Origin of the sequence: Thioclava atlantica (assembly GCF_000737065.1) — a bacterium.
Classification (GTDB): domain Bacteria; phylum Pseudomonadota; class Alphaproteobacteria; order Rhodobacterales; family Rhodobacteraceae; genus Thioclava; species Thioclava atlantica.
In genome coordinates, this window is sequence record NZ_AQRC01000003.1 from 102,626 (window position 1) to 128,116 (window position 25,491).

Below are 25,491 nucleotides of genomic sequence, written 5' to 3' on the forward strand. Positions count from 1 at the left end.
TGACCGCCAGCAAAGACACGCCCATGATCCCTGCCCGCTATGCCCATCTCGTCTTCAGTTTCTTTCTGTCCTGCATCATGTCCCTGCTCGTCTCCGGCATCGCGACCTTGCGGCTGACGGGACTGAGCGCAGATTTCCACGTGCTCTGGGTTTCGGCCTGGCTGTCGAGCTGGATGTTCTCCTACCCGGCGGTGCTGCTCGTCGCCCCGATTGCCCGCCGCGCCACCGCGAAGGTGACGCGGGCGGACTGAGGCTCAGTGCGCGGCAGCCCAGCTCGCGCCCTGCCCCGCATCGACCACGAGCGGCACCGAGAGTTTCACCGACGGCTCCGCCGACCCTTCCATCGTCGCGCGCGCCGCGTCGATCAGCTTGTCGACCGCTTTCTCCTCGACCTCGAAGATCAGTTCGTCATGGACCTGCAGCAGCATCGTCGCGGGCAGCCCCTCGATCGCCGCGGGCATCCGCACCATGGCGCGGCGGATGATATCGGCCGCCGCCCCCTGGATCGGCGCGTTGATCGCGGCGCGTTTGGCAAAGCCCGCGGCCGGCCCTTTCGAGACAATATCGGGCGTGTGGATCTTGCGGCCAAACAGGGTCTGGACGAATTTGTGCTCCTTCGCGAAGGCCACCGTGTCGTCCATGTATTTCCGGATGCCGGGGAAGCGCTCGAAATAGCGGTCGATGAAGCCCTGCGCCTCGGCGCGCGGAATGCGCAGGTTGCGCGCAAGCCCGAAGCCCGAAATGCCGTAGATCACCCCGAAATTGATCGCCTTGGCCTGACGCCGGATCTCGGGCGTCATCTTCTCGAGCGGCACGTCGAACATCTCGGACGCGGTGGCCGCGTGAATGTCCAGCCCCTCCTTGAAGGCCTCGCGCATCTCCGGAAGGTCGGCCACATGGGCCAGGATACGCAATTCGATCTGGCTGTAATCGAGCGAGACGATCTTCATCCCCGGCCCGGCCACGAAGGCCTCGCGGATGCGGCGGCCCTCCTCCGAGCGCACGGGGATGTTTTGCAGGTTCGGATCGGTCGAGGCGAGGCGACCCGTGTTCGCGCCCGAGATGACGTAAGAGGTATGCACCCGGCCGGTCTCGGCGTTCACATGGGTTTGCAGCGCATCCGTATAGGTCGATTTCAGCTTCGAGATCTGCCGCCAGTCGAGCACGCGCGCGGCCAGTTTCGCAGCCTCGGGATTGGTGTCCTCCATCGTGGTCACGTCTTCAAGAACGTCCGCCCCGGTCCCGTAGGCTCCGGTCTTGCCCTTCTTGCCGCCCTCGACGCCCATCTGGTCGAAAAGGATCTCGCCCAGCTGCTTGGGTGAGCCGACATTGAAGGGTTGGCCCGCGATCTTGCCGATCTCGTCCTCGAGCTGCGCCATCTTCTGCGCGAAGGCGTTGGACATGCGCGAGAGCACCGCAGTCTCGACCTTCACGCCGGCCATCTCCATATCGGCCAGTACCGGCACCAGCGGACGCTCGAGCGTCTCATAGACGGTCGTGACCTGCTCGCGATGCAGGCGCGGCTTGAACATCTGCCACAGCCGCAAGGTGATATCGGCATCCTCGGCGGCGTAGCGCGTGGCCTTCGCGATATCGACCTTGTCGAAGGTGATCTGGCTCTTGCCCGACCCGATCAGCTCCTTGATCGGGATCGGCTGGTGGTTGAGATAGCGGTCCGAAAGCGCATCCATGCCGTGGCCGTGCAGCCCGGAAAACATCGCGTAGCTCATCAGCATCGTGTCGTCGATCGGGGCCACGCGGATACCGTGACGGGCGAAGATCTTGAAATCGTATTTCATGTTCTGCCCGATCTTGAGGATCGCGTCGTCCTCCAGAACGGGTTTGAGCAGGCTCAGCGCCTCCTCGAGATCCATCTGCCCTTCGACGCGTTCGGCGCCCCCGAACAGATCGCCCTCGCCGCTCGTATGCCCGAGCGGGATGTAAGCCGCCTTGCCCGGTTCGATGGACAGCGACACGCCCACGAACTCCGCCTTCATCTCATCGAGCGAGGTGGTCTCGGTATCGACCGCGACCCAGCCCTTGGCGCGGGCCTCGTCGAGCCATTTCGCGAGTTCCTCGGCATCGCGGATGCAGACATAGCTGTCGGGATCGAAGGGAACCTGCTCCGTTTCAGGCTCCGGCTCTTTCGTTGCCGAGGAAGAGGAGGCCGCCGGGGCGGCGACGGTTTCGATCACCGGCGGCGGCTCGACGCCGAATTTCTCGGCGACGCGGCGGGTGAGCGTGCGGAATTCCATCTGGTTGAGGAACTCCATGAGCTGCTCGGGCTCGGGCTCGCGCAGTTCCAGATCGTCGAGAGTGAATTCGAGGGGCGTCTGCTCGTCCAGCGTCACCAACTGTTTCGACAGCCGGATCTGGTCGGCCTTCTCGATCAGGGTCTGGCGGCGCTTGGGCTGTTTGATTTCCCCGGCCCGTGCCAGCAGGGTTTCCAGATCGCCGTATTCGTTGATCAGAAGCGCCGCCGTCTTCACCCCGATCCCGGGCGCACCGGGAATGTTGTCGACCGAGTCGCCCGCAAGCGCCTGCACGTCGATCACGCGTTCCGGGCCGACGCCGAATTTCGCCTCGACCTCCTCGGGGCCGATCGCGCGGTTCTTCATCGCGTCGAACATCTCGACGCCGCCGCCCACGAGCTGCATCAGATCCTTGTCCGAGGAGATGATGGTCACGCGCCCGCCCGCCTCGCGCGCTTGCCGCGCAAGCGTCGCGATGATGTCGTCGGCCTCGTAACCGGCCATTTCCTCGCAGGCGATGTTGAAGGCCTTGGTCGCCTCGCGGGTGAGCGGGATCTGCGGGCGCAGCTCCTCGGGCATCTCCTCGCGATTGGCCTTGTAGAGATCGTAGAGATCGTTGCGGAAGGTATGGCTGCCCTTGTCGAAGATCACCGCCGCATGGGTCGGCGCGTCCGAGCCCTTGGCGTCCTCGATATATTTCCACAGCATGTTGCAGAAACCCGAGACGGCGCCGATCGGCAAGCCGTCGGATTTGCGCGTCAGCGGCGGCAGCGCGTGATAGGCGCGGAAAATGAAGGCCGAGCCGTCGATGAGATGCAGGTGACAGCCTTTGCCGAATGCCATGTGGAAAGCCTCCTTCGCGTTGGGCCCGGTTGTGCCACAGGGGGGTGCGGAGGGGAAGAGCGTCGAAGCGGAGAGCCGGGCCCGCCGCCTTCGCCCTTGCCAAAGGCACGGATATCTCCCATCTCCCCTTCAATCTCCAAGGAGCGCAATGATGGACTATTCCAAGATGGGTGGCGCACGTTCGCCGAAGAACACCCCGAAACATGCCGAGCACAACGCCTATGGCAGCGAGAAGACGCCCTATGGCAAGAAGGACCCCAAGGCCGAGCTGCTCGCACGGATGAAGGCCGCCGCCGGGAAGACGGCGGAAACGAAAAAGGGCGGCTGAACGCCGCCCTTCTTTCGTGAAGCCCTCAGGGCTCAGTGATCGTCATGCGCGTGGTCGCGGTCGATCACGTATTTCTTGTCGCAATAGGGGCATTCGACGAAACCGGTATCACGCGGGATCGACAGCCAGACCCGCGGATGGCCCAGAGCGCCTTCGCCCCCGTCGCAGGCGACCTTCCAATGGGTGACGATCTCGGTTTCCGGCGCGTCGGGCGCCTGGGTCGAAGAGGTGGCAGTCATTGTCGCTCCGTCTATATAAGGGCACGAGACGCCGTGCCCGAGATCCGGGCGCCATTCTAGCAATCGCGAAAGGCGGGGCAAGTTGGAACAGCAGGCAATTGAAGTCACCGGGCTGCGCAAGACCTATGCGGGCTCGAAGAAACAGGAACCGAAAGAGGCGCTGAAAGGTCTCGACCTGACGATCCCGGCGGGGTCGATCTTCGGGCTGCTCGGGCCCAATGGCGCGGGCAAGTCGACGCTGATCAATATTCTCGCGGGGCTGGTGAAGAAGACCGAGGGCCAGGTCGTGATCTGGGGCTTCGACCAGGATGTGAACCCGCGCCAGTCGCGCGCCGCGATCGGGGTGATGCCGCAGGAACTGAACATGGACCCGTTCTTCAGCCCCCGCGCGGCGCTGGAGATGCAGGCGGGGCTCTACGGCGTGCCGAAATCCGAGCGCTGGACCGACGAGATCCTCGAACTCGTCGGGCTGAGCGACAAGGCCGAGGCCTATGCGCGCAATCTCTCGGGCGGGATGAAGCGGCGGCTGTTGCTCGCCAAGGCGCTGGTGCACCGCCCGCAGATCCTTGTGCTCGATGAACCGACCGCGGGCGTCGATATCGAGCTGCGCGCGATGCTGTGGCGCAATGTGCGCAAGCTCAACGAACAGGGCATGACGATCATCCTGACCACCCATTACCTGGAGGAGGCCGAGGAGATGTGCGACGAGATCGCGATCATCAACCACGGCCAGCTGATCGTGCGCGACACGACGCCGAACCTGCTCAAGCGGATGGATCGCAAGGCGCTGGTGGTCGAGCCGCGCAATGCCGTGTCGCAGGAGATCCGGCTGCCCGAGGGCGTGACGCTGGAGACCCGCGCGGGCGGGCAGATGGCGTTCACCTATTCGCGCAACGAGACCTCGGCCGAGGATATCCTCGATGCGCTGCGCGCGGCCGGCGTCCAGATCAGCGACATCGCGAGCGAACAGCCGGGCCTCGAGGAGGTCTTCGTGTCGCTGACCTCGAACGCCTAGAGCCCGTGGCTGCGATCGTAGCGGTTGGGCGCGGGCGGCGCCCAACCTTCGGGCGCGCCTTGCGGGCGGTAGATCTCGACCCCGAGGGGAAAACAGGCGGCAGCGTCCGAGCTGTGCTCGGAGGAGCAATCGCCCCCCGGACAGGCCGAGAGCACGCCCAGCAGGTCGATCTCGGCGAAGAATTCGAGGTAATCGCCCGGGCGCACGGGGCTCGCCTTCATGAAATACTGCCCCGTCTCGCGGGTGAAGCCGGTGCACATGAAGACGTTCAGGACGTCATGCACCAGCGTTTCGGCCTCCTCGAGCGGTAGACCGCGCGCTTCAGCCAACGCCCGGGTCAGGTTCGAATGACAGCAATGGTGATATTGGCCACCCTCCGACAGCAGGGAATGGGTGTAGGGATCGCAGCGCGTGCCGATCACGTCGTGGACCGAGCCGCCATGCGGGTCGATTCCATACCAGTCGAGCGTGTCCTCGGTGATCGTCGCCATGGGCCGCAGCATGGGAAAGCCCGACCACATGCGGTCTCCGCGGCTCAGATGCGAGCCATGCAGCGCGCGGGTCTTGCCCGAATAGAACCGCTCCGACAGATCCGCCGAGAACAGGTTGAGATCGCCGACCTGGGGGCCCTCGACCGAAGTGATCCGGAAGAAATGCCCCGCGGGCACTTCGAAAGCCACCGCCTCGCGCGGGGGCACGCGCAGGTCGTCCACCTTTTCCCACCCATCACGCGCGGCCAGATAGGCCGGTAAATCGGGCTGCGGCAGGGTCTCGACCGGATAGCAGATCACCGGCGCGAGCGCGCGGCGTGCGTCGGCGTCCTTCGGGGCGTCATGGCGGGGCTTGGGATGCATGAAACGGCTCCTGTGTTGCGGTCATACTCGCAGGAGCGGTGCAAAAGAAAAGCCCCGGCCGTCGGACCGGGGCAGTCGCAGAAAGCGCACTCGGATACGGCGCTCAGGCAGCGCCGTAATATTCGTACATCAGCTCGAGGGCCTCGAGGCCGGTGACCTGGGGGGCCGGTTCGGCCGAGACCAGAACGGGCGAGGGTTTCTCGGGGGTGTAATAGGCCAGATGCTCTTCGGCCACCTGAACGGGTTGCACCCCTTCCGGGATCTTGAACATTTCCACCATGGAACTCTCTCCGGGTTACGAGTTCCTCCCTGCGCCCCTAATTAGTCATCCCGCCCCGGTTTCAAACCCCCTTTTGCGCAACCGCGCCATGCAATTGCTGCAACGCAGCAAAAAGGGCGGCCCGAGGCCGCCCTTTCGCGTTTGGCAGAGGCGCCCGCGGATCCGCGATCACACCACGCGGTTGACCATCATCCGCTTGATCTCGGCAATGGCCTTGGCCGGGTTCAGACCTTTCGGGCAGGTCTTGGTGCAGTTCATGATCGTGTGGCAGCGGTAGAGCTTGAACGGGTCCTCGAGCTGGTCGAGACGCTCGGGCGTCGCCTCGTCGCGCGAGTCGATGATCCAGCGATAGGCATGCAGCAGTGCCGCCGGGCCGAGATACTTGTCGCCGTTCCACCAGTAGCTCGGGCACGAGGTCGAGCACGAGGCGCACATCACGCATTCATAAAGACCGTCGAGCTTCTTGCGATCCTCGATCGACTGGCGCCATTCCTTCTCGGGACGGTTCGTCTTGGTCTCGAGCCAGGGCATGATCGAGGCATGCTGGGCGTAGAACATGGTGAGGTCGGGGATCAGGTCCTTCACCACCGGCATATGCGGCAGCGGGTAGATCTTCACGTCGCCCTTGATCTCGTCGAGACCGTAGATGCAGGCCAGCGTGTTGATCCCGTCGATATTCATCGCGCAGGAGCCGCAGATCCCCTCGCGGCAGGAGCGGCGGAAGGTCAGGGTCGGGTCGATCTCGTTCTTGATCTTCAGGAGCGCGTCCAGAACCATCGGACCGCACTTGTCCATATCAAGGAAATAGGTGTCGAGACGCGGGTTCTCCCCGGTATCCGGATCCCAGCGATAGATCTGGAACTTGCGGATATTCTTGCCATCCGGCTTCGGCCAGGTCTTGCCGACGCGGATCTTGGAATTCTTCGGAAGCGTGAACTGAACCATTATGGTCCCCTTTTCCGTCAGTACGAATAGAGCGGCCGCGTGGGCATCCGGCCGGATTTTCTGTAAACGCAGGCGTTGTAGGCCTTCGAGGGATCGCCATGCGCGGTGACGCCGAGATTGACCTCGACCTTCATCTGCGAACGGAACCCCTCATTCGTGACGCCCATCCCCGCCTCGCCCGTGAGGGGCGCTTTCGGGGCATACTGGGCATAGCACTGGCGTTCGGCCTGCTCGACCGGCATGGGGCCGCAAGCGGCGAGGGTGAGCCCCGCCGCCATCAGCCCATATGCCGGTGCGCGCCGCATCAGTAGACCCGCTTCTTGGGCGCGATCTTGGCAAGCTTGATCCCGCCCGCATCCTCGGCGGTCAGGGGATCGAGATGCACCGGACGGTAGGTGAGCTTCACCTCGTTGCCTTCCAGATGCATGATCGAATGCTTGCGCCAGCTCTCGTCGTCGCGGTCCGGGTAATCCTCGTGCGCATGCGCGCCGCGCGATTCCTTGCGGGCCTCGGCACCGACGATGGTGGCGAGCGCGTTCGGCATCAGGTTCTCGAGCTCGAGCGTCTCCATCAGGTCCGAGTTCCAGATCAGCGACCGGTCGGTGACCTTGAGATCGTCGAGCTTCGCGGCCACGGCCTTCATCTTCTCGACACCCTCGGCCAGCGTCTTGTCGGTGCGGAACACCGCCGCGTCGGCCTGCATCGTGCGCTGCATCTCGAGGCGCAGCTCGGCCGTGGGCACGGTGCCGTCGGCATAGCGGACCTTGTCGAAGCGGTCGAAGATCGCGTCGATTTTCGCCTTCGGGATGTCGGGGTTCGACGCGGTCGGATCGACGACCTGACCCGCGCGCAGGGCCGCGGCGCGACCGAAGACCACGAGGTCGATCAGCGAGTTCGAGCCCAGACGGTTCGCACCATGCACCGAGGCACAGCCCGCCTCGCCCACGGCCATCAGACCGGGCACGATCGCATCGGGATTGTCGGCGTCCGGATTGATCACCTCGCCGTGGTAGTTCGTCGGAATGCCTCCCATGTTGTAATGCACGGTCGGCAGAACCGGGATCGGCTCTTTCGTGACATCCACGCCAGCGAAGATCTTGGCGCTTTCCGAGATGCCCGGCAGGCGTTCGGCCAGCGCTTCGGGCGGAAGGTGGCTGAGGTTGAGGAAGATGTGGTCTTTCTCGTCACCCACGCCGCGGCCTTCGCGGATCTCCATCGTCATGCAGCGCGACACCACGTCGCGCGAAGCGAGGTCCTTGTAGGTCGGCGCATAGCGCTCCATGAAGCGCTCGCCTTCGGAGTTGGTCAGGTAACCCCCCTCGCCGCGCGCGCCTTCGGTGATGAGGCAGCCCGAGCCGTAGATGCCGGTCGGGTGGAACTGCACGAATTCCATGTCCTGCAGCGCGAGACCCGCACGCGCCACCATGCCGCCACCGTCGCCGGTGCAGGTATGGGCCGAGGTGGCCGAGAAATAGGCGCGGCCGTAACCGCCGGTCGCCAGAACCACCATCTTCGCGTTGAAGACATGCATCGTTCCGTCGTCGAGCTTCCAGCAGACGACACCCTGACACTGCCCGTCATCGGACATGATCAGGTCGATCGCGAAATACTCGATGTAGAACTCGGCATTGTGCTTGAGCGACTGGCCGTAAAGCGTGTGCAGGATCGCGTGGCCGGTCCGGTCGGCCGCGGCGCAGGTGCGCTGCACGGGCGGGCCCTCGCCGAATTCGGTGGTGTGTCCGCCGAAGGGACGCTGATAGATCTTGCCCTCCTCGGTACGCGAGAACGGCACTCCGTAATGCTCGAGCTCGTAGACGGCTTTCGGGGCTTCGCGTGCGAGGTATTCCATCGCGTCGCTGTCGCCGAGCCAGTCCGAACCCTTCACGGTGTCGTACATGTGCCACTGCCAGTTGTCCGGCCCCATGTTGCCCAGCGAGGCGGCGATGCCCCCCTGCGCGGCGACCGTATGCGAGCGGGTCGGGAACACCTTGGTCACGCAAGCCGTGCGCAGCCCCTGTTCCGCCATGCCGAGAGTGGCGCGCAGCCCCGAGCCACCGGCGCCGACCACGACCACGTCGTAATTATGCGTTTCGTATTCGTAAGCAGCCATTCGTCTCGTTCCGATCTATCAGTTGCCCATCAGCAGGCCGATGAAGACCATCTTGCCCAGAGCGTAAAGGGTCGTGGCCATGATGACGTAGGCCAGCGAATGCATCGCGATCTTCAGCGCCTTGCCGGCGGTGCCGTGAACGTAATCCTCGATCCAGATCTCGGTGCCCTTGGCGAAGTGGCGCATGCCGATCACCGCGATCAGCGCGGTGAGGATCGCCACGAAAGGCTGCGAGAAGGTTGAGATCACGGTTCGCTGGTCGGCGCCCAGCGTGGTGCCCACGATGTAGAGCCAGGTCGGGATCATGAATGCGAGCGCGACGGCCGAAGCCGACATCCACCAGTGGTGCTCGGTCCCGGTGCCAGAGGCGCCCTTGCCTACGGCGCGCTTGCGATCGGTCAGGTAACGCATCTCGGCCTCCGTTACAGATGAATGATGATGAGGGTGAGGATCGTGAGGACGACCGACCCGATGGTGCTGATCCAGCCGAGCATCTCGGCGGATTTGATGTCCATGTACTTGCCCGTGTCGAAGATCAGGTGCCGGATCCCCGCGAGGTAGTGATACCAGAGGCCCAGCAGCGACAGGGTGAAGACCAGATCGCCGAACCACGAGGTCGCGATCGCGTTCACGAAGTTGAAGTAGTCAGGGCTCGTCGCCGCGGCGAGCAGCCACCAGACCAGCAGGAGCACGCCGACGATGATCCCGTTGCCGGTGATCCGCGTCATGATCGACGAGAAGGACGTCATCTGCGGGCGGTAGATTTGAAGGTGGGGGGAAAGCGGGCGCGCAACCTGTTTCGCTTCAGCCATGATCGGTCCCTTTTTCGCTGGGCTCGGTGCGAGGGGCGTCCCAAGACGGGGTCCGCGACCGCACGGAGCTGGCCGGATTTGCGCTTTTTACTAGCGTGTTTTTCCCTCAAGTCACGGGGGCAGAGCCGGAAAAGCGGCGATTTGAACCGAAAGACAGCCGAATTTTTCGCTTTGTGATCACATAAATTCCAAGTGTGATCACATGTTATCGCTCTCGGTCGCGACCGGCGCAAAGTGAGTCTCGTCCCGGTCGGGCCCGTGCACGATCAGATAGGCATCAACGCCCAGTAGTCGAGATCGAGGAGCACTTCCGGCAGATACTTGCCGTCCGCGCCCTTATAGGCGAACTCCCCGGCGCCCTGCTTGGTCGCCACCAACCGCAGCCGGATCGCGCCGATATCGGGCACCCCGGTTTCGGCCTTGTCGAGCACCTCCGACCAGACCTTGATCGTATCGCCCGCGAAACAGGGATTGGCATGAGCCCCGCCATTGAGCGCGACGATCATCTGCGCATTGGCGAGCCCGTTGAAGGAGAGCGCGCGCGCCATCGAGATCACGTGGCCGCCATAGATCAGACGCCTGCCGTCCTCGCGGAAGGTGGCATCGAAATGGACCTTGGCGGTGTTCTGCCACAGGCGCGTCGCGATCATGTGCTCGGCTTCCTCGATCGTGACGCCATCGACATGGTCGATCTTCTCGCCGATCTCGTAATCGCCCCAGCGATGCGGCTCGCCCGCCAGTTCGAAATCGTAATTCTCGAAGGTCAGGCCTTCCGGGATCACCAGATCGTCGGGCGCCACCACCTGCGCCAGCTCCGGGATCACCGTCTCGGGCGCGGGCGCGTCGAGATCGCGTTTGCGCACCATCACCCAGCGGACATAGTCGAGCACGACCTCGTCCATCTGGTTGAAGCCGCGGGTGCGGACATAGACCACGCCCGACTTTCCGTTCGAATTCTGCTTGAGGCCGATCACCTCGCTTTCCGAACGCAGCGTGTCGCCCGGATAGACCGGCCGGATCCAGCGCCCCTGCGCGTAGCCGAGATTGGCGACCGCATTGAGCGAGACATCCGGGACGGTCTTGCCGAAAACGACATGGAAGGCGAGCAGATCGTCGAGCGGCGAGCCCTCGAGCCCGCAGGCCGAGGCGAATTCGTCGCTCGAATAGAGGGCATGCCGAGCCGGGTAGAGCGCGTGATAGAGCGCCCGCTCCCCTTCCGCGACGGTGCGCGGCACCGCGTGGCGGATGACGTCGCCGAGGCGGTAATCCTCGAAGAAGCGGCCCGGATTGGTCTTGCCCATCATTGCTCTCCCAGCTTCATGTCGGGGTGATAGTCGGCCGCGATGTCCTTGGTGACGGCCTGAGCGCAGCGCATTACGCCGCGCGCCGCGTCAAAGGCGTATTGCGGATCGCCCTGCAACTCCCAGCCTTTCGAAAGCGCGAGCGACACCTTGTGGCAGAAGGCCGAGGTGTCGTCCTCGGTCAGCAAACGGTAGATCTTCATGTCACGCTCCGAAAACGGGGTAGCCGAACCAGTAGTGGATGCCCGCGATCGCGGCATAGACGATCAGGGTGCCGACGATCCCGCCGATCTCCTTGCCGACATTCACCGGGCCGGTGGGCGGGGTCCACTTGGTCTGGCGGTTGATCAGGATGACCTCCAGAACCGCCCAGATCAGCAGGCCGCCGAACAGGACGAATCCCGGGATATCCCCGTTGACCAGGAGATGCGCGATCGCCCAGGTCTTCACGCCGGTCAGTTGCGGATGGCGGATCTTGCGGGTGATCCAGAGCTTCATCCCCGAGGCCGCGAACAGGTAGACCGCAAACAGCATCAGCAGGTTGTTGATGCCCTTGAGCGCGGCATTGGGCGCCCAGAGAAAGGTGGGATCGGTGGCGCGCCAGCCGATGAACATCAGCACGACGCTGACCAGGACCAGCGCGCCGACCATCGGGCGCTCGGCGCCTCTCAGGGCGCGATGAAAGCCCGGGAAGATGCGTTCCGCCATATGTGCGAGCGACCAGATCAGGACGCCGAGGATGAGAAGTGCCATTGCGATTGCCCCTTAGCTGCCAAGCGCGGCAATCGCCTCCGCCTTGGCGAGGACCTGCCGCGCGGTCACGATATGCAGATTTTCGACGATCTTGCCATCCACGACTGCGACACCCTGCCCGACTTTCTCGGCTTCCTCGAAGGCAGCGATCTGGCGGCGGGCGAGGTCGATCTCGGCCTCCGAGGGCGCGAAGGCGGCATTGCAGATCTCGAGCTGCGCGGGATGGATCAGCGTCTTGCCGTCGAAGCCCATGTCGCGGCCCTGCTCGCATTCCGCCCTGAGGCCCTCGTCATCCTTGAACGCATTATAGACCCCGTCGACGATGATCTTGCCCTGCGCCTTCGCAGCGAGGACGCAAAGCCCCAGCCCCGTTTGCATCGGCAGACGATCCGGGCGGAAGCGCGAGCCCAGCTCCTTGGCGAGGTCGTTCGTGCCCATCACCATCCCCTCGAGCCGCGCATGGCCCGCGATCGCGCTCGCATTCAGCATTCCGAGCGCGGTCTCCATCATCGCCCAGAGCGGCACGCCCTGGATCAGGTCCGCGACCGCGTCGAGATCGGCGGGGCTCGAGACCTTCGGGATCAGGATCGCATCGACCTTGGCACCCGCCCGGATCGCTTCGGCGAAGGTCAGGATGTCATCCCTGCCCCATTCGGTGTCGAGCCCGTTCACCCGCACGATCTTCATCCGCGCACCGTAATCGACCTCGGTCAGCGTCTTGGCCAGCAACGCGCGGGCCTTCGACTTCTCCTCGATCGCCACGGCATCCTCGAGATCGAAGATGATCGCGTCGCAGGCGAGCCCGGTGGCCTTTTCCAGCGCACGCTCCTTGGAGCCGGGTATATAGAGCACGGAACGGGTCGGGCGGGCCATTTGATTCTCCATCTCGCAATTTTCTTTCGCCTGATCGCACAAACGGGACAGAATCAACAAGCCCCGATTTGCCGCGTCGCAGAAAAACGCGGTCCCACATGCGGCGCCCAAGGCTCGGGCGCGTGGCGTTAACCCTTTCTTCGGGCTCCTGCCGTCACGCTGATGCAATCCGATCGAAAGAGAACGCCATGCAGAACAAATTGATCGCCCTGTCGCTCGGCTTCGCCCTGCTGATCCCGTTTTCCCACCGCGCCCAGGCTCAGGGAATGACCTGCGGCACGCGCAGCGACCTGATCGGCCAGCTGCATGAACGCTATCGCGAAACCCGTCGGGCGGTCGCCCTCGCGGCGAACAATTCCGTGCTCGAGATCTTCGCGGCCGATAGCGGGAGCTGGAGCATTCTGGTCACGAAACCCGGGGGCGCGACCTGCCTCTTCGCTTCGGGTGAGGCCTATGAAAGCCTCTCTGAAACCCTGCCCGTGCAGGGCTCGGCGCTCTAGGCCATCACCGATTGCTGGATCAGCTTGAGCGAGATCAGCAAAAGCGCCCAGATCACCGCCTTGTAGAAAATCTCGGTCGGCATCCGCTTGACGAGCCAGACCCCGAGGAACACGGCCGCCGAGGCGGGCACGGCGAGGATCAGCGCTGTCCCCAGGCTGTGCCAGTTCACCTCTCCCAAGGCGATATAAGGCCCGAGCTTGGCGAGGTTCACATAGGAAAAGAGCACGGTCGCGGTGCCCGCGAAGACCTGCTTGGGCAGATTGAGCGGCACCGTATAGGCCTGGTAGGGCGGCGCGCCGGAATGGCTCACGAAGCTGGTGAACCCGGTGATCGTCCCCCAGAACAGGCCGGGCGCGACACGCGCCTCCTGCCGCGCTCCGAACCGGTGACGCAACAGGGCGTTGAGTGCGAAAAGCACCCCGATCACCCCGACAAGCAGCGTCACCCAGCGTTCGGGGATGATCTCGGCGGTGGCCCAGCCGATCCCGATTCCGATCGTGGTGGCGGGCACCATGATCACGAGCACGCGCTTGTCGAAATGCTTCCGGTAGGCCCAGAGGCCGAACATGTCAGCGATGATATAGACGGGCAGCAGCAGTCCCGCCGCGGTGATCGGGTCCATCACCATCGCCAGCACCGGGACCGAGATCGAGGCGGCCATCGGGATGCCGCCCTTCGACAGACCGACCATCACCGCCGCGAGCAGCGCCAGCGCCCAGCCCGTCACCGTCAGATCCATGATCACCAGCTGTCCTCCCCGAGAATCACCCGGCCGCGCGGGCGCGCTCTTGGTGACACGGGCTTGGGGAAATGAGAACCGCCCCGCCGGCGAAAGCGCTGCAGGCCATCAATTTTTGCATACCTTTGCATACAGCGCACCCTGCCGCGGCGCAGCGCCCTTGCCCTTTGGGAACCAAAGAGCTAGTTCACCTGCGTCAGATTTACCCATCCATCCACCCGGAGGACCAAATGGCCAGACCCAAGATCGCCCTTATCGGCGCCGGTCAGATCGGCGGCACGCTCGCTCATCTCGCCGCCATCAAGGAACTCGGCGACGTCGTTCTGTTCGACATCGCCGAAGGCACGCCGCAGGGCAAAGCGCTCGACATCGCGGAGTCGGGCCCGGCCGAGGGCTTCGACGGCTCGTTCAAGGGCACCAATGACTACGCCGATATCGCGGGCGCCGATGTCTGCATCGTCACCGCCGGCGTGCCGCGCAAGCCGGGCATGAGCCGCGACGACCTGCTGGGCATCAACCTCAAGGTCATGAAATCGGTGGGCGAAGGCATCGCCACCCATGCCCCGGACGCGTTCGTGATCTGCATCACCAACCCGCTCGACGCGATGGTCTGGGCGCTGCGCGAGTTCTCGGGCCTGCCGCATGAGAAGGTCGTCGGCATGGCCGGCGTGCTCGACTCGGCACGCTTCCGTCACTTCCTGTCGCTGGAATTCGGCGTCTCGATGCGCGACGTCAACGCCTTCGTGCTCGGCGGCCACGGCGACACGATGGTGCCGCTCGCCCGCTATTCGACCGTTGGCGGCATCCCGCTGCCCGACCTCGTCGAAATGGGCTGGTCCACCCAGGAGAAACTCGACGCGATCATCCAGCGCACCCGCGACGGCGGCGCCGAGATCGTCGGCCTGCTGAAGACCGGCTCGGCCTTCTATGCCCCGGCCACCTCCGCGATCGAGATGGCGGAAGCCTATCTGAAAGACCAGAAGCGCGTTCTGCCCTGCGCGGCCTATGTCAAAGGCGCGCTCGGCCTCGACGGCCTCTATGTCGGCGTCCCGACCGTGATCGGCGCGCGCGGCATCGAGAAGGTCATCGACATCAAGCTCAACAAGGATGAGCAGGCGATGTTCGACAAATCGGTCGACGCGGTGAAGGGCCTGGTCGAAGCGTGCAAGGGCATCGACAGCTCGCTCGCCTGATCCGACCGGACAGAAATGCGATGACGGGGCGCGGTTTCGACCGCGCCCCGTTTCATTTCGACATCAACGACTCCGGATCGAAGCCGAACTCGGCCCCGAGCCGCGCGATCAGTTCGGCCTCATGTGCGACAAGCGCCCGGTCGAACCCCGCGGGGCTCAGATCGACCCGATCCCCGAACAGCGCGCGGGTCTCCTCGGCGATCGTCACCTGGGGACGCACGAGGAGATCATGTGCCTCCAGTTCCTCGGCCTCGTAGTCGCGGATCCCCTGCACATCCCACCACAGCCTCAGCAACTCCACCGGGTCGTCCGCCCGCAAGGCCGCGGCATCGAACTGCGCCCGGCGCGAGCCGACATAGGGCACCGGCTCGCCCGTCACCTTCGTCGTCGCGCGACGCAGCATCTTGAGAATGAAATGCAGCGGCGTGAGCCCGTCGAAATGCATCAGCCGGCCGTTATAGCTGGGGCGATAGGGCAGATCGTTGACCTTGCTGTCCCAGTTGCTGAGCGGGAAATGCACCCCGATCGCATAGCCCCGCCCGGATCGCACGACCGGCTTGCCCGCAACATGCCCCGCGAGCCCCTTGTTGAGGTAGCGCGCGCGCAGGCCGTAGAACAGCAGGCCCTCCTCCTTGAACCCGTTCCAGCGACGACGGAAGACCCCGCCGAAGATATCGGCGCCGGGCGCCTTGCTGACGTGACAGCGTTCATCCACCTCGAGACGCAGCCACGCCTTTTGCGGACCGGTCTTGGCCAGCTCCCATTCGAGCGGGCGCTCGAGACTCACATATTCGTCCGCATCGCAATGGATCAGCCAGTCGAGGTCGGTCTCGTCGAGGATCCGGGTGGCGTTGTATTTCTGGCGCCCCTGATGGCGGGCGGGGCGCTTGCTGCGCCATCCGCGCACCCATCCATCCTCGCCCGAATGATGCACGAACACCTTCTCGACCCCGGCCAGGAGCGCCTCCGCCTCCGGGTTCGGGCGGTCGAGAAAGACATGCACCGCGCTCGCCCCGATCGCGAGGTGATGCGCGGCATAGGCCGCGACCAGCGCCGCCGGCTCGTCCACCGTGGCGACCACCCCCCAGCGGGGCATTGCTTCCGTTTCCGTCATCGGCCTGTCACGTTGCTCCTGTCTGCCTCCGCGCACCTGACTCGATTTTCCCGAGTCGTGCCAGTGCCACGGCGCAACAGGCTCGAATTCGCTTTTGTGATCACACCTTTCTTTGCCGTGATCACATATGTGCGTTTTTCCGCCCGAGCAGCGCGAAAACTCGTGATTTCGGTTTGTCGCAAGGCGCAAACAGCCTAGAACCCCTGCAAATCGCACCAGCATGGGGTATCCAAGGATGAATATCCACGAATATCAGGCCAAACAGCTTCTCAAGAGCTATGGCGCACCGGTCTCGGACGGCCGCGTTGTGCTCAAGGCCGAAGAAGCCAAAACCGCCGCGGGCGAGCTCGACGGGCCGCTCTGGGTCGTCAAGGCGCAAATCCACGCCGGCGGTCGCGGCAAGGGCCACTTCAAGGAACCCGAAGCCGGCGAAAAGGGCGGCGTGCGCCTCGCGAAATCGGTCGAAGAGGCCGAGACGCTGGCCAAGCAGATGCTCGGCAAGACCCTCGTGACGCACCAGACCGGCCCGGCGGGCAAGCAGGTCAACCGCATCTATATCGAAGATGGCTCGGACATCGAGCGCGAGCTCTATCTCGCGCTGCTCGTCGACCGCGTCACCTCGCGCATCTCGATCGTGGCCTCGACCGAGGGCGGCATGGATATCGAGGAAGTCGCCGCGTCGACCCCCGAGAAGATCCTCTCCTTCTCGATCGACCCGGCCACCGGCTACATGCCCTTCCACGGCCGCCGCGTCGCGTTCTCGCTCGGCCTCGAAGGTCCGCAGGTCAAACAGATGGTCGCGCTGCTCGGCAATCTCTACCGTGCCTTCACCGAGAAGGACATGGAGATGCTCGAGATCAACCCGCTGATCGTGATGACCGACGGCAACCTGAAGGTTCTCGACGCCAAGCTCGGCTTCGACGGCAACGCGCTCTATCGCCACTCCGACATCCAGGCGCTGCGCGACGAGACCGAAGAGGATCCCAAGGAACTCGAAGCCTCGAAATACGACCTCAACTACATCGCGCTCGACGGTGAGATCGGCTGCATGGTGAATGGCGCGGGCCTCGCGATGGCCACCATGGACATCATCAAGCTCTACGGTGCCGAGCCCGCCAACTTCCTCGACGTGGGCGGCGGCGCGACCAAGGAGAAGGTCACCGAGGCGTTCAAGATCATCACCTCGGACAAGAACGTCAAAGGCATCCTCGTCAACATCTTCGGCGGCATCATGCGCTGCGACATCATCGCCGAGGGCGTCATCGCCGCGGTGAAGGAAGTCGGCCTCGAAGTGCCGCTCGTCGTGCGTCTCGAAGGCACCAACGTCGAAAAGGGCAAGGAAATCATCGCGAATTCCGGCCTGAACGTCATCGCCGCCGACAACCTGTCGGATGGCGCAGAGAAAATCGTCAAAGCGGTGAAAGGCTAATCACATGGCAGTTCTCGTCAACGAAAACACCAAGGTCATCTGCCAGGGCTTCACCGGCTCGCAGGGCACCTTCCACTCCGAGCAGGCGATCGCTTACGGCACCAAGATGGTCGGCGGCGTGACCCCCGGCAAAGGCGGCCAGGAGCATCTCGGCCTGCCGGTCTTCGACTCGGTCCACGAGGCGAAAGCCAAGACCGAAGCGAATGCGTCGGTGATCTACGTTCCCCCGCCCTTCGCGGCCGACTCGATCCTCGAGGCGATCGACGCCGAGATGGAACTGATCGTCTGCATCACCGAAGGCATCCCGGTTCTCGACATGATGAAGGTCAAGCGCGCGCTGGTCGACAGCAAGTCGCGCCTGATCGGCCCGAACTGCCCCGGTGTCATCACGCCCGACGCCTGCAAGATCGGCATCATGCCCGGCCACATCCACAAGCGTGGTTCGGTCGGCGTCGTGTCGCGCTCGGGTACGCTGACCTACGAGGCCGTGAAGCAGACCACCGATATGGGTCTGGGCCAGTCCTCGGCCGTCGGCATCGGCGGTGACCCGATCAAGGGCACCGAGCATATCGACGTGCTCGACATGTTCCTCGACGATCCGGAAACGGAATCGATCATCATGATCGGTGAGATCGGCGGCTCGGCCGAAGAAGAAGCGGCCGAATTCCTCGCCGAGCAGCGCAAGAAGGGCCGCTGGAAGCCGACCGCCGGTTTCATCGCGGGCCGCACCGCCCCTCCGGGCCGCCGCATGGGCCATGCCGGTGCCATCGTGGCCGGTGGCAAGGGCGACGCCGAGAGCAAGATCGAGGCCATGAAATCGGCCGGGATCGTGGTCGCGGACAGCCCCGCCACGCTGGGCGAAGCCGTGATGAAGGCGATCAAGGGCGCGTAAGCCCGTCGCAAGGAAACTGCGGGGGCCGTCGCGCACGGCCCCGCGCTGCAAGGAAAGGACCGGACCCATGCTGCTGCGACAGGCACGGCGCGCAACCCGCCCGCTCGACGGGCAGGTCGGCTGCGCTCTGCTGGCAGGGAGCATCGCGGTCCGGCGCCTTCCGGGCGAGCCACAATCGCCGATCGCCCCGTCCGACTGCCCCCCTGCCCGTCCAGATTGCCCCGTCAGAATCGCACGGAGCCGCGCAGGGTATGGAACCAGCGTCAACAGTACCTACATCGCAAAGCCAATGGATGGCCCGTCTCAGGCATTCGCGCCGGTGAAAGGGCTCAGCACGATGTCGCGCTCGACGAAAAGGAAAGCCGCCATGCCCCGCAGCATCCGCCGACTGGCTGCGTCAACGAACCGGATCTGCGGCACCCGCCGATCCCCGAGAGCCGCGACCCAACCGTGACCGGGCCGCTCGAGACTTTGATATTCACCGCTTCAAGGTGAGGAAAAATGACCGACCAATCCCCCAATGACCAGTTCAATGCCTCGCAGTTCCTGCAAGGTGCGAATGCCGAATATGTCGAGCAGCTCTATGCCCGCTTCGCCGAGGATCCGTCCTCGGTCGATACCGCCTGGGCCGCCTTCTTCGCCTCGCTCGGCGATCCCGACCAGGATGTGAAGAAATCCGCGCAGGGCGCGAGCTGGGAACGCGCCGACTGGCCGCCGGCCTCCGCGGATGACCTCACCGCCGCGATGACGGGCGAATGGCCGGTGATGGCCGAGGGCAAGGCCGCCGCCGAGAAGATCAAGAAGAAGGCCGCCGAGGCCGGGGTCGCCGTGGACGAACAGGCGATCCGCCGTGCCGTGCTCGACTCGATCCGCGCGCTGATGATCATCCGCGCCTACCGGATCCGCGGCCACCTGATCGCCGATCTCGATCCGCTCGGGATGCGCGAACAGAACAGCCACCCGGAGCTCGATCCGAAAAGCTACGGCTTCACCGATGCCGACATGGATCGCCCGATCTTTATCGACAACGTGCTCGGCCTCGAGGTCGCCTCGATGCGCCAGATCATGGACATCGTGAAGCGCACCTATTGCGGCACCTTCGCGCTGCAATACATGCACATTTCCGACCCCGAGCAATCGGCCTGGCTGAAAGAGCGGATCGAGGGCTACGGCAAGGAGATCACCTTCACCAAGACCGGCCGCCGCGCGATCCTCAACAAGCTCGTCGAGGCGGAAGGGTTCGAGAAATTCCTGCACGTCAAATACATGGGCACGAAGCGTTTCGGCCTCGATGGCGGCGAAGCGCTGATCCCGGCGATGGAACAGATCATCAAGCGCGGCGGACAGCTCGGCCTGAAGGAAGTCGTGTTCGGGATGCCCCACCGCGGCCGCCTCTCGGTTCTGGCCAACGTGATGCAGAAGCCCTATCGCGCGATCTTCCACGAATTCCAGGGCGGCTCGTTCAAGCCCGAGGACGTGGACGGTTCGGGCGACGTGAAATATCACCTCGGCGCCTCCGCCGACCGTGAGTTCGACGGCAACAAGGTCCACCTGTCGCTGACCGCCAACCCCTCGCATCTCGAGGCGGTGAACCCGGTCGCGCTCGGCAAGGTCCGCGCCAAGCAGGACCAGCTCCACGATCAGGACGGCCGCACCAGCGTTCTCTCGGTGCTGCTGCACGGCGATGCGGCCTTCGCGGGTCAGGGTGTCGTGGCCGAGTGCTTCCAGCTCTCGGGCATCCGCGGGCACCGCACGGGCGGCACGATCCATATCGTCGTGAACAACCAGATCGGCTTCACGACCGCGCCGCATTTCTCGCGCACCTCGCCCTACCCGACCGATATCGCGCTGATGGTCGAGGCGCCGATCTTCCACGTGAACGGCGACGATCCGGAAGCCGTGGTGCACGCAGCCCGCGTCGCCACCGAGTTCCGTCAGAAGTTCCACAAGGACGTGGTGATCGACATCTTCTGCTACCGCCGCTTCGGTCACAACGAAGGCGACGAGCCGATGTTCACCAACCCGGTGATGTACAAGTCGATCAAGACGCACAAGACGACCCTCCAGCTCTATACCGAGCGCCTCGTCGCCGACGGTCTCATCCCCGAGGGCGAGATCGAGGACATGAAGGCCGCCTTCCAGTCGCATCTCAACGAGGAGTTCGAGGCGGGCAAGGTGTTCAAGCCCAACAAGGCCGACTGGCTCGATGGCCGCTGGTCCGGTTTCGAACAGGAGAAGGGCGAGTATTCGCGCGGCTCGACCGCAATCTCGCCCGACACGCTGGCCGAGGTCGGCAAGGCGCTCACCAGCGCGCCGAAGGACTTCGCGCTGCACAAGACGGTCACGCGCCTGCTCGACAACAAGAAGCAGATGTTCGAGACCGGCACCGGCTTCGACTGGGCGACCGCCGAGGCGCTGGCTTTCGGCTCGCTGGTGACCGAAGGCTACCCGGTGCGTCTGTCGGGTCAGGATGCGACCCGCGGCACCTTCTCGCAGCGCCACTCGGCCTTCATCGATCAGAATACCGAGGATCGCTACTACCCGCTCAACAACATCCGCGAGGGTCAGGCCCGCTACGAGGTCATCGACTCGATGCTCTCGGAATACGCGGTGCTCGGCTTCGAATACGGCTACTCGCTGGCGGAACCGAAGGCGCTGACGCTCTGGGAAGCCCAGTTCGGCGATTTCGCCAACGGCGCGCAGATCATGTTCGACCAGTTCATCAACTCGGGCGAACGCAAATGGCTGCGCATGTCGGGCCTCGTCTGCCTGCTGCCGCACGGGTTCGAAGGCCAGGGCCCCGAGCACAGCTCGGCCCGCCTCGAGCGCTTCCTGCAGCTCTCGGCCGAGGATAACTGGATCGTCGCCAACTGCTCGACGCCGGCGAACTACTTCCACATCCTGCGCCGCCAGATCCACCGCGACTTCCGCAAGCCGCTGATCCTGATGACGCCGAAATCGCTGCTGCGTCACCCGAAATGCGTGTCGAAGGCGGAAGAGTTCACCACCGGATCGAGCTTCCACCGCGTGCTGTGGGACGATGCCGAAATGGGCAATTCGGATCTCGAGCTGAAATCCGACGACCAGATCAAGCGCGTCGTGATCTGCTCGGGCAAGGTCTATTACGACCTGCTCGCGCAGCGCGACGAGCGCGGCCTCGACGACGTCTACCTGCTGCGTCTCGAACAGTTCTACCCGTTCCCCGCGCAGGCGATGACGAAGGAACTGACCCGCTTCAAGGGCGCCGAGATCGTCTGGTGCCAGGAAGAACCCAAGAACCAGGGCGCCTGGTTCTTCGTCGAGCCCTATCTCGAATGGGCGCTCGCCAAGATCGACGCGAAACATGTCCGTGCGCGCTATGCCGGCCGCGCGGCCTCGGCCTCGCCCGCCACGGGTCTGGCCAGCCGCCACAAGGCCGAGCAGGACGCGCTCGTCAACGATGCACTGGAGGGTTGAATAGATGTCCACTGAAGTCCGCGTGCCCACGCTCGGCGAGAGCGTCACGGAAGCCACCGTCGCCACCTGGTTCAAGAAACCGGGCGACACGGTGGCCGCAGATGAGATGCTGTGCGAGCTGGAAACCGACAAGGTGACGGTGGAGGTCCCCGCCCCCGCCGCCGGCACGCTCGGCGAGATCGTCGCGGCCGAAGGCGAGACGGTGGGCGTCGACGCGCTCCTTGCCACGATCGAGGAGGCGGGGGCCGCGGCCGCCGCTCCGAAACAGGAAGACAAACCGGCGGAAAAATCCGCCCAACCCCAATCGAACGAGGGAAAAATGGTCGATGTGATGGTGCCCAGCCTTGGTGAATCGGTCACCGAGGCCACGGTTTCGACGTGGTTCAAGAAGTTGGGCGACACCGTCGCCGCCGACGAGATGCTCTGCGAGCTGGAAACCGACAAGGTGTCGGTCGAGGTTCCTGCCCCCGCCGCCGGCGTTCTCACCGAGATCGTGGCCGCCGAAGGCGCGACCGTCGACGCCTCGGCCAAGCTCGCGGTGATCGCGGAAGGCGCCGCCGCCGGTGCCGCCGCCCCGAAAGCCGCCGAGGCCCCCAAGGCCGCAACTCCCGCAGCGGGCGGCAAGGATGTCGAGGACGCGCCCTCGGCGAAGAAGGCGATGGCCGAGAAGGGCATCGAGCCCGCGAGCGTGCAAGGCAGCGGCAAGGACGGCCGGATCATGAAGGAAGACGTCGCCAAGGCCGCGAGCGCGCCGAAGGCGGCCTCGGTCTCGGTCGCCCCCGCCCCGGCGCAGGCGCCGCGCGGCCCGGTCAATGCCGACGATGCCTCGCGCGAGGAACGGGTGAAGATGACCCGCCTGCGCGCCACCATCGCCAAGCGCCTCAAGGACAGCCAGAACACCGCCGCGATGCTGACCACCTATAACGAGGTGGACATGTCGGGCGTGATGGACCTGCGCAACGAATACAAGGATCTCTTCCTCAAGAAGCACGGCGTGAAGCTCGGCTTCATGTCCTTCTTCGTGAAGGCCTGCTGCCACGCGCTCAAAGAGGTCCCCGAGGTCAATGCCGAGATCGACGGCAACGAGATCGTCTACAAGAACTACGTCCATATGGGCGTCGCGGTGGGCACGCCCTCGGGCCTCGTCGTGCCGGTCGTGCGCGATGCCGACCAGATGAGCTTCGCCTCGATCGAGAAGACGATCGCCGAGATGGGCACCCGGGCCCGCGACGGCAAGCTCTCGATGGCCGAGATGCAGGGCGGTTCGTTCACCATCTCGAATGGCGGCGTCTACGGCTCGCTGATGTCCTCGCCGATCCTCAACCCGCCGCAATCGGGCATCCTCGGCATGCACAAGATCCAGGAACGCCCGATGGTCGAGAACGGCCAGATCGTCATCCGTCCGATGATGTATCTCGCGCTGAGCTACGACCACCGCATCGTCGACGGCAAGGGCGCCGTGACCTTCCTCGTGCGCGTCAAGGAAGCGCTCGAGGATCCGCGCCGCCTGCTGATGGATCTGTGATCGCAAGCGGAAGGCGGCGGCCCCCTGCCCCTTCCTCTTGATCCATATATCCCCGGGGGGTCCGGGGGGCAGGCAGCCCCCCGGTCCGCCCTCTCCACCGGGAGCGACACATGACCCCCGAACTCACCACCCTCGCCCTCGCCCTGCTTCTCCATCTCGGCCTGATGGTCGCCTATTCGATCAACGCCAATCGCGAGCTGGGCACGCGCTACCCGCTGAGCCCGCGCGACGAGGCCGCGCCCGGGATGTCGGTCCTGCTGGGGCGGTTGCAGCGCACGGTGAACAACTCCTTCGAGGGGCTGATCCTGTTCACCCCGGCGGTGCTGATCGTGGTGCTCTCGGGGCAGGCCGACCAGGTCACGGCAGGCGCCGCGGTCTGCTTCGTGATAGCGCGCATCCTCTATATCCCGGCCTATCTGATGGGGCTTGTGCCGTGGCGCTCGCTCGTCTGGGGCTTTTCGTTCTTCGCGATCCTGACGCTGGTGATCGCCGCGCTGATCTGAACACCCGCGCGGGTCCCCGCGCAAGACTGACACCCGCGCGGGGCTGCCGCGCAAAGACAAATTCCGCGCGCCGAGATCGCGCGCCAAGACTTCAAGGAGCAAGACCAATGGCAGACTATGATGTGATCGTGATCGGCGGCGGCCCGGGTGGCTATGTCTGCGCCATCCGCTGCGCCCAGCTGGGCCTGAAGACCGCCTGTGTCGAGGGCCGCGAGAGCCTTGGCGGCACCTGCCTCAATGTGGGCTGCATCCCCTCGAAGGCGCTTTTGCACGCCACGCACCAGCTGCACGAGGCCGAGCACAACTTCGCCAAGATGGGTCTGAAGGGCAAAAGCCCCTCCGTCGACTGGAAGCAGATGCAGGCCTACAAGCAGGACGTCATCGACGGCAACACCAAGGGCATCGAGTTCCTGTTCAAGAAGAACAAGATCGACTGGCTCAAGGGCTGGGGCTCGATCCCGGCGGCCGGTCAGGTGAAGGTGGGCGACGAGATCCACAACGCCAAGAACATCGTGATCGCCACCGGCTCCGAGCCCGCCTCGCTGCCCGGCATCGAGATCGACGAGAAGACCGTGGTGACCTCGACCGGCGCGCTGTCGCTGAACAAGGTGCCGAAATCCATGGTCGTGATCGGCGCGGGCGTCATCGGGCTCGAAATGGGCTCGGTCTATGCCCGGCTCGGCGCCGAGGTGACCGTGGTCGAGTATCTCGACGCGATCACGCCCGGCATGGATGGCGAAGTGGCCCGCAACTTCCAGAAGATCCTCGCCAAGCAGGGGCTGAAATTCGTGCTCGGCGCGGCGGTGCAGGGCGTCGATGTCAAGAACGGCAAGGCGACGGTGAACTACCAGCTGCGCAAGGATGAGAGCGAGGCCACGATCGAGGCCGAAACCGTGCTCGTCGCGACCGGCCGCAAGCCCTATACCGACGGGCTCGGCCTCGAGGGCGTCGGCGTGGAGATGCTGCCGCGCGGCCAGGTGAAGACCGATGCGCATTGGCAGACCACCGCGAAAGGCATCTACGCGATCGGCGACGCGATCGTGGGCCCGATGCTCGCCCACAAGGCCGAGGACGAGGGCATGGCGGTGGCCGAGGTCATCGCGGGCAAGCATGGCCATGTGAATTACGACGTGATCCCCGGCGTGATCTACACCACCCCCGAGGTGGCCTCGGTGGGCCAGACCGAAGAGGCGCTCAAGCAGGAAGGCCGCGCCTACAAGGTCGGCAAGTTCTCCTTCATGGGCAACGGCCGCGCCAAGGCGGTCTTCCAGTCGGAAGGCTTCGTGAAGATGATCGTCGACAAGGAGACCGACCGGATTCTCGGCTGCCACATCATCGGCCCCGGCGCGGGTGACCTGATCCACGAGATCTGCGTCGCGATGGAATTCGGCGCCTCGGCCGAGGACGTGGCGCTGACCTGCCACGCCCACCCGACCTTCTCGGAAGCGGTGCGCGAAGCCGCGCTGGCCTGCGGCGACGGCGCGATCCACGCCTGAGCGCGACGGACACCACCGAATGCGAAGGGCGGCCGACA

At 64.6% G+C, this 25,491-nt stretch carries 26 protein-coding genes; 11 read left to right on the plus strand and 15 right to left on the minus strand.

Annotated elements, in window-relative coordinates; genetic code table 11:
* Positions 1 to 23: 23 nt before the first annotated feature.
* Positions 24 to 251 carry a DUF2798 domain-containing protein gene (locus DW2_RS04745; RefSeq protein ID WP_038144188.1) on the plus strand — a complete coding sequence of 76 codons (228 nt, stop codon included), beginning with the start codon at positions 24 to 26 and terminating at the stop codon, positions 249 to 251.
* Positions 252 to 254: 3 nt separating this feature from the next.
* Here DW2_RS04745 and polA read toward each other — a convergent pair whose 3' ends face one another.
* Positions 255 to 3,095, minus strand: a complete 2,841-nt coding sequence (gene polA / locus DW2_RS04750; protein WP_038144189.1) for a DNA polymerase I — start codon at positions 3,093 to 3,095, stop codon at positions 255 to 257.
* A 151-nt stretch (positions 3,096 to 3,246) separates the two neighbouring features.
* On the opposite strand from polA, the gene DW2_RS20045 reads away from it, so the two are divergent.
* Positions 3,247 to 3,423: a hypothetical protein gene (locus DW2_RS20045; RefSeq protein ID WP_038144190.1), complete on the plus strand. Its 177-nt coding sequence runs from the start codon at positions 3,247 to 3,249 to the stop codon at positions 3,421 to 3,423.
* A 32-nt stretch (positions 3,424 to 3,455) separates the two neighbouring features.
* Here the strand turns inward: DW2_RS20045 and DW2_RS04760 are convergent, their stop codons facing one another.
* Entirely contained in the window at positions 3,456 to 3,662 is a 207-nt protein-coding gene (locus DW2_RS04760) for a zinc-finger domain-containing protein (protein WP_038144191.1), read from the minus strand.
* Between the two features lie 82 nt (positions 3,663 to 3,744).
* Between DW2_RS04760 and DW2_RS04765 the strand changes: the two genes are divergently transcribed.
* The gene (locus DW2_RS04765) at positions 3,745 to 4,677 is read left to right on the plus strand and encodes an ABC transporter ATP-binding protein (RefSeq protein ID WP_038144192.1); all 933 of its coding nucleotides are present in this window, start codon (positions 3,745 to 3,747) and stop codon (positions 4,675 to 4,677) included.
* Here the strand turns inward: DW2_RS04765 and DW2_RS04770 are convergent.
* The 11 genes from DW2_RS04770 to DW2_RS04815 form a co-directional block, all read right to left on the minus strand.
* Positions 4,674 to 5,531, minus strand: coding sequence for an urea carboxylase-associated family protein (locus DW2_RS04770; protein WP_038144193.1), 858 nt, complete (start codon positions 5,529 to 5,531; stop codon positions 4,674 to 4,676). The genes DW2_RS04765 and DW2_RS04770 overlap by 4 nt on opposite strands.
* 103 nt (positions 5,532 to 5,634) lie before the next feature.
* Positions 5,635 to 5,811 carry a hypothetical protein gene (locus DW2_RS19670; protein ID WP_156102885.1) on the minus strand — a complete coding sequence of 59 codons (177 nt, stop codon included), beginning with the start codon at positions 5,809 to 5,811 and terminating at the stop codon, positions 5,635 to 5,637.
* Positions 5,812 to 5,979: 168 nt separating this feature from the next.
* A complete protein-coding gene (locus DW2_RS04775) occupies positions 5,980 to 6,756 on the minus strand; it encodes a succinate dehydrogenase iron-sulfur subunit (RefSeq protein ID WP_038144194.1) in 777 nt (258 codons plus the stop codon).
* Between the two features lie 17 nt (positions 6,757 to 6,773).
* On the minus strand, positions 6,774 to 7,061 hold the full coding sequence (locus DW2_RS04780; protein ID WP_038144195.1) for a hypothetical protein: 288 nt from the start codon (positions 7,059 to 7,061) through the stop codon (positions 6,774 to 6,776).
* Complete coding sequence (sdhA, locus tag DW2_RS04785; RefSeq protein ID WP_038144196.1) at positions 7,061 to 8,866, minus strand: succinate dehydrogenase flavoprotein subunit; 1,806 nt, start codon at positions 8,864 to 8,866, stop codon at positions 7,061 to 7,063. The genes DW2_RS04780 and sdhA overlap by 1 nt, the downstream gene beginning before the upstream one ends.
* Before the next feature lie 18 nt (positions 8,867 to 8,884).
* Entirely contained in the window at positions 8,885 to 9,277 is a 393-nt protein-coding gene (locus DW2_RS04790) for a succinate dehydrogenase, hydrophobic membrane anchor protein (RefSeq protein WP_038144197.1), read from the minus strand.
* 11 nt (positions 9,278 to 9,288) lie between these two features.
* The gene (gene sdhC, locus DW2_RS04795; RefSeq protein ID WP_038144198.1) at positions 9,289 to 9,678 is read right to left on the minus strand and encodes a succinate dehydrogenase, cytochrome b556 subunit; all 390 of its coding nucleotides are present in this window, start codon (positions 9,676 to 9,678) and stop codon (positions 9,289 to 9,291) included.
* A 266-nt stretch (positions 9,679 to 9,944) separates the two neighbouring features.
* The gene (locus DW2_RS04800) at positions 9,945 to 10,979 is read right to left on the minus strand and encodes a MaoC family dehydratase (RefSeq protein WP_038144199.1); all 1,035 of its coding nucleotides are present in this window, start codon (positions 10,977 to 10,979) and stop codon (positions 9,945 to 9,947) included.
* Complete coding sequence (locus DW2_RS04805) at positions 10,979 to 11,182, minus strand: DUF1737 domain-containing protein (protein WP_038144200.1); 204 nt, start codon at positions 11,180 to 11,182, stop codon at positions 10,979 to 10,981. Before DW2_RS04805 ends, DW2_RS04800 begins: the two co-directional genes overlap by 1 nt.
* 1 nt (position 11,183) lies before the next feature.
* Entirely contained in the window at positions 11,184 to 11,732 is a 549-nt protein-coding gene (locus tag DW2_RS04810) for an NnrU family protein (protein ID WP_038144201.1), read from the minus strand.
* A gap of 12 nt (positions 11,733 to 11,744) precedes the next feature.
* Positions 11,745 to 12,605 carry an HpcH/HpaI aldolase/citrate lyase family protein gene (locus DW2_RS04815; RefSeq protein WP_420340830.1) on the minus strand — a complete coding sequence of 287 codons (861 nt, stop codon included), beginning with the start codon at positions 12,603 to 12,605 and terminating at the stop codon, positions 11,745 to 11,747.
* A 188-nt stretch (positions 12,606 to 12,793) separates the two neighbouring features.
* On the opposite strand from DW2_RS04815, the gene DW2_RS04820 reads away from it, so the two are divergent.
* Complete coding sequence (locus DW2_RS04820; RefSeq protein ID WP_038144203.1) at positions 12,794 to 13,105, plus strand: hypothetical protein; 312 nt, start codon at positions 12,794 to 12,796, stop codon at positions 13,103 to 13,105.
* Here the strand turns inward: DW2_RS04820 and DW2_RS04825 are convergent.
* The gene (locus tag DW2_RS04825; protein ID WP_156102895.1) at positions 13,102 to 13,845 is read right to left on the minus strand and encodes a sulfite exporter TauE/SafE family protein; all 744 of its coding nucleotides are present in this window, start codon (positions 13,843 to 13,845) and stop codon (positions 13,102 to 13,104) included. The two genes, DW2_RS04820 and DW2_RS04825, sit on opposite strands and share 4 nt — an antisense overlap.
* 230 nt (positions 13,846 to 14,075) lie before the next feature.
* Between DW2_RS04825 and mdh the strand changes: the two genes are divergently transcribed.
* Positions 14,076 to 15,038, plus strand: coding sequence for a malate dehydrogenase (gene mdh / locus DW2_RS04830; protein WP_038144205.1), 963 nt, complete (start codon positions 14,076 to 14,078; stop codon positions 15,036 to 15,038).
* Positions 15,039 to 15,090: 52 nt separating this feature from the next.
* Here the strand turns inward: mdh and DW2_RS19005 are convergent, their stop codons facing one another.
* Positions 15,091 to 16,134 carry a glycosyltransferase family 2 protein gene (locus DW2_RS19005; protein ID WP_051855429.1) on the minus strand — a complete coding sequence of 348 codons (1,044 nt, stop codon included), beginning with the start codon at positions 16,132 to 16,134 and terminating at the stop codon, positions 15,091 to 15,093.
* 253 nt (positions 16,135 to 16,387) lie between these two features.
* On the opposite strand from DW2_RS19005, the gene sucC reads away from it, so the two are divergent.
* From sucC to lpdA, 6 genes are all read left to right on the plus strand, one after another.
* On the plus strand, positions 16,388 to 17,581 hold the full coding sequence (gene sucC, locus DW2_RS04840) for an ADP-forming succinate--CoA ligase subunit beta (RefSeq protein WP_038144206.1): 1,194 nt from the start codon (positions 16,388 to 16,390) through the stop codon (positions 17,579 to 17,581).
* Positions 17,582 to 17,585: 4 nt separating this feature from the next.
* Positions 17,586 to 18,473, plus strand: coding sequence for a succinate--CoA ligase subunit alpha (gene sucD, locus DW2_RS04845; protein ID WP_038144207.1), 888 nt, complete (start codon positions 17,586 to 17,588; stop codon positions 18,471 to 18,473).
* A 501-nt stretch (positions 18,474 to 18,974) separates the two neighbouring features.
* On the plus strand, positions 18,975 to 21,929 hold the full coding sequence (locus DW2_RS04850; RefSeq protein ID WP_038144208.1) for a 2-oxoglutarate dehydrogenase E1 component: 2,955 nt from the start codon (positions 18,975 to 18,977) through the stop codon (positions 21,927 to 21,929).
* Between the two features lie 4 nt (positions 21,930 to 21,933).
* On the plus strand, positions 21,934 to 23,454 hold the full coding sequence (gene odhB / locus DW2_RS04855) for a 2-oxoglutarate dehydrogenase complex dihydrolipoyllysine-residue succinyltransferase (RefSeq protein WP_038144209.1): 1,521 nt from the start codon (positions 21,934 to 21,936) through the stop codon (positions 23,452 to 23,454).
* A 110-nt stretch (positions 23,455 to 23,564) separates the two neighbouring features.
* A complete protein-coding gene (locus tag DW2_RS04860) occupies positions 23,565 to 23,957 on the plus strand; it encodes an MAPEG family protein (RefSeq protein ID WP_038144210.1) in 393 nt (130 codons plus the stop codon).
* Between the two features lie 107 nt (positions 23,958 to 24,064).
* On the plus strand, positions 24,065 to 25,453 hold the full coding sequence (gene lpdA, locus DW2_RS04865; protein WP_038144211.1) for a dihydrolipoyl dehydrogenase: 1,389 nt from the start codon (positions 24,065 to 24,067) through the stop codon (positions 25,451 to 25,453).
* Positions 25,454 to 25,491 lie beyond the last annotated feature (38 nt).

Bases quoted from the DNA above. Each gene is read 5' to 3' on its own strand.
- lpdA (WP_038144211.1), top strand. From the start codon at position 24,065: ATGGCAGACTATGATGTGATCGTGATCGGCGGCGGCCCGGGTGGCTAT.
- DW2_RS19670 (WP_156102885.1), bottom strand. From the start codon at position 5,811: ATGGTGGAAATGTTCAAGATCCCGGAAGGGGTGCAACCCGTTCAGGTG.
- DW2_RS04850 (WP_038144208.1), top strand. From the start codon at position 18,975: ATGACCGACCAATCCCCCAATGACCAGTTCAATGCCTCGCAGTTCCTG.
- DW2_RS19005 (WP_051855429.1), bottom strand. From the start codon at position 16,134: ATGCCCCGCTGGGGGGTGGTCGCCACGGTGGACGAGCCGGCGGCGCTG.
- DW2_RS04805 (WP_038144200.1), bottom strand. From the start codon at position 11,182: ATGAAGATCTACCGTTTGCTGACCGAGGACGACACCTCGGCCTTCTGC.
- DW2_RS04790 (WP_038144197.1), bottom strand. From the start codon at position 9,277: ATGCGTTACCTGACCGATCGCAAGCGCGCCGTAGGCAAGGGCGCCTCT.
- DW2_RS20045 (WP_038144190.1), top strand. From the start codon at position 3,247: ATGGACTATTCCAAGATGGGTGGCGCACGTTCGCCGAAGAACACCCCG.
- sucC (WP_038144206.1), top strand. From the start codon at position 16,388: ATGAATATCCACGAATATCAGGCCAAACAGCTTCTCAAGAGCTATGGC.
- DW2_RS04775 (WP_038144194.1), bottom strand. From the start codon at position 6,756: ATGGTTCAGTTCACGCTTCCGAAGAATTCCAAGATCCGCGTCGGCAAG.
- DW2_RS04770 (WP_038144193.1), bottom strand. From the start codon at position 5,531: ATGCATCCCAAGCCCCGCCATGACGCCCCGAAGGACGCCGACGCACGC.
- DW2_RS04800 (WP_038144199.1), bottom strand. From the start codon at position 10,979: ATGGGCAAGACCAATCCGGGCCGCTTCTTCGAGGATTACCGCCTCGGC.
- DW2_RS04810 (WP_038144201.1), bottom strand. From the start codon at position 11,732: ATGGCACTTCTCATCCTCGGCGTCCTGATCTGGTCGCTCGCACATATG.
- sdhA (WP_038144196.1), bottom strand. From the start codon at position 8,866: ATGGCTGCTTACGAATACGAAACGCATAATTACGACGTGGTCGTGGTC.
- sdhC (WP_038144198.1), bottom strand. From the start codon at position 9,678: ATGGCTGAAGCGAAACAGGTTGCGCGCCCGCTTTCCCCCCACCTTCAA.
- mdh (WP_038144205.1), top strand. From the start codon at position 14,076: ATGGCCAGACCCAAGATCGCCCTTATCGGCGCCGGTCAGATCGGCGGC.
- DW2_RS04860 (WP_038144210.1), top strand. From the start codon at position 23,565: ATGACCCCCGAACTCACCACCCTCGCCCTCGCCCTGCTTCTCCATCTC.
- odhB (WP_038144209.1), top strand. From the start codon at position 21,934: ATGTCCACTGAAGTCCGCGTGCCCACGCTCGGCGAGAGCGTCACGGAA.
- DW2_RS04820 (WP_038144203.1), top strand. From the start codon at position 12,794: ATGCAGAACAAATTGATCGCCCTGTCGCTCGGCTTCGCCCTGCTGATC.
- DW2_RS04780 (WP_038144195.1), bottom strand. From the start codon at position 7,061: ATGCGGCGCGCACCGGCATATGGGCTGATGGCGGCGGGGCTCACCCTC.
- polA (WP_038144189.1), bottom strand. From the start codon at position 3,095: ATGGCATTCGGCAAAGGCTGTCACCTGCATCTCATCGACGGCTCGGCC.
- DW2_RS04815 (WP_420340830.1), bottom strand. From the start codon at position 12,605: ATGGCCCGCCCGACCCGTTCCGTGCTCTATATACCCGGCTCCAAGGAG.
- DW2_RS04760 (WP_038144191.1), bottom strand. From the start codon at position 3,662: ATGACTGCCACCTCTTCGACCCAGGCGCCCGACGCGCCGGAAACCGAG.
- DW2_RS04745 (WP_038144188.1), top strand. From the start codon at position 24: ATGATCCCTGCCCGCTATGCCCATCTCGTCTTCAGTTTCTTTCTGTCC.
- sucD (WP_038144207.1), top strand. From the start codon at position 17,586: ATGGCAGTTCTCGTCAACGAAAACACCAAGGTCATCTGCCAGGGCTTC.
- DW2_RS04825 (WP_156102895.1), bottom strand. From the start codon at position 13,845: ATGGATCTGACGGTGACGGGCTGGGCGCTGGCGCTGCTCGCGGCGGTG.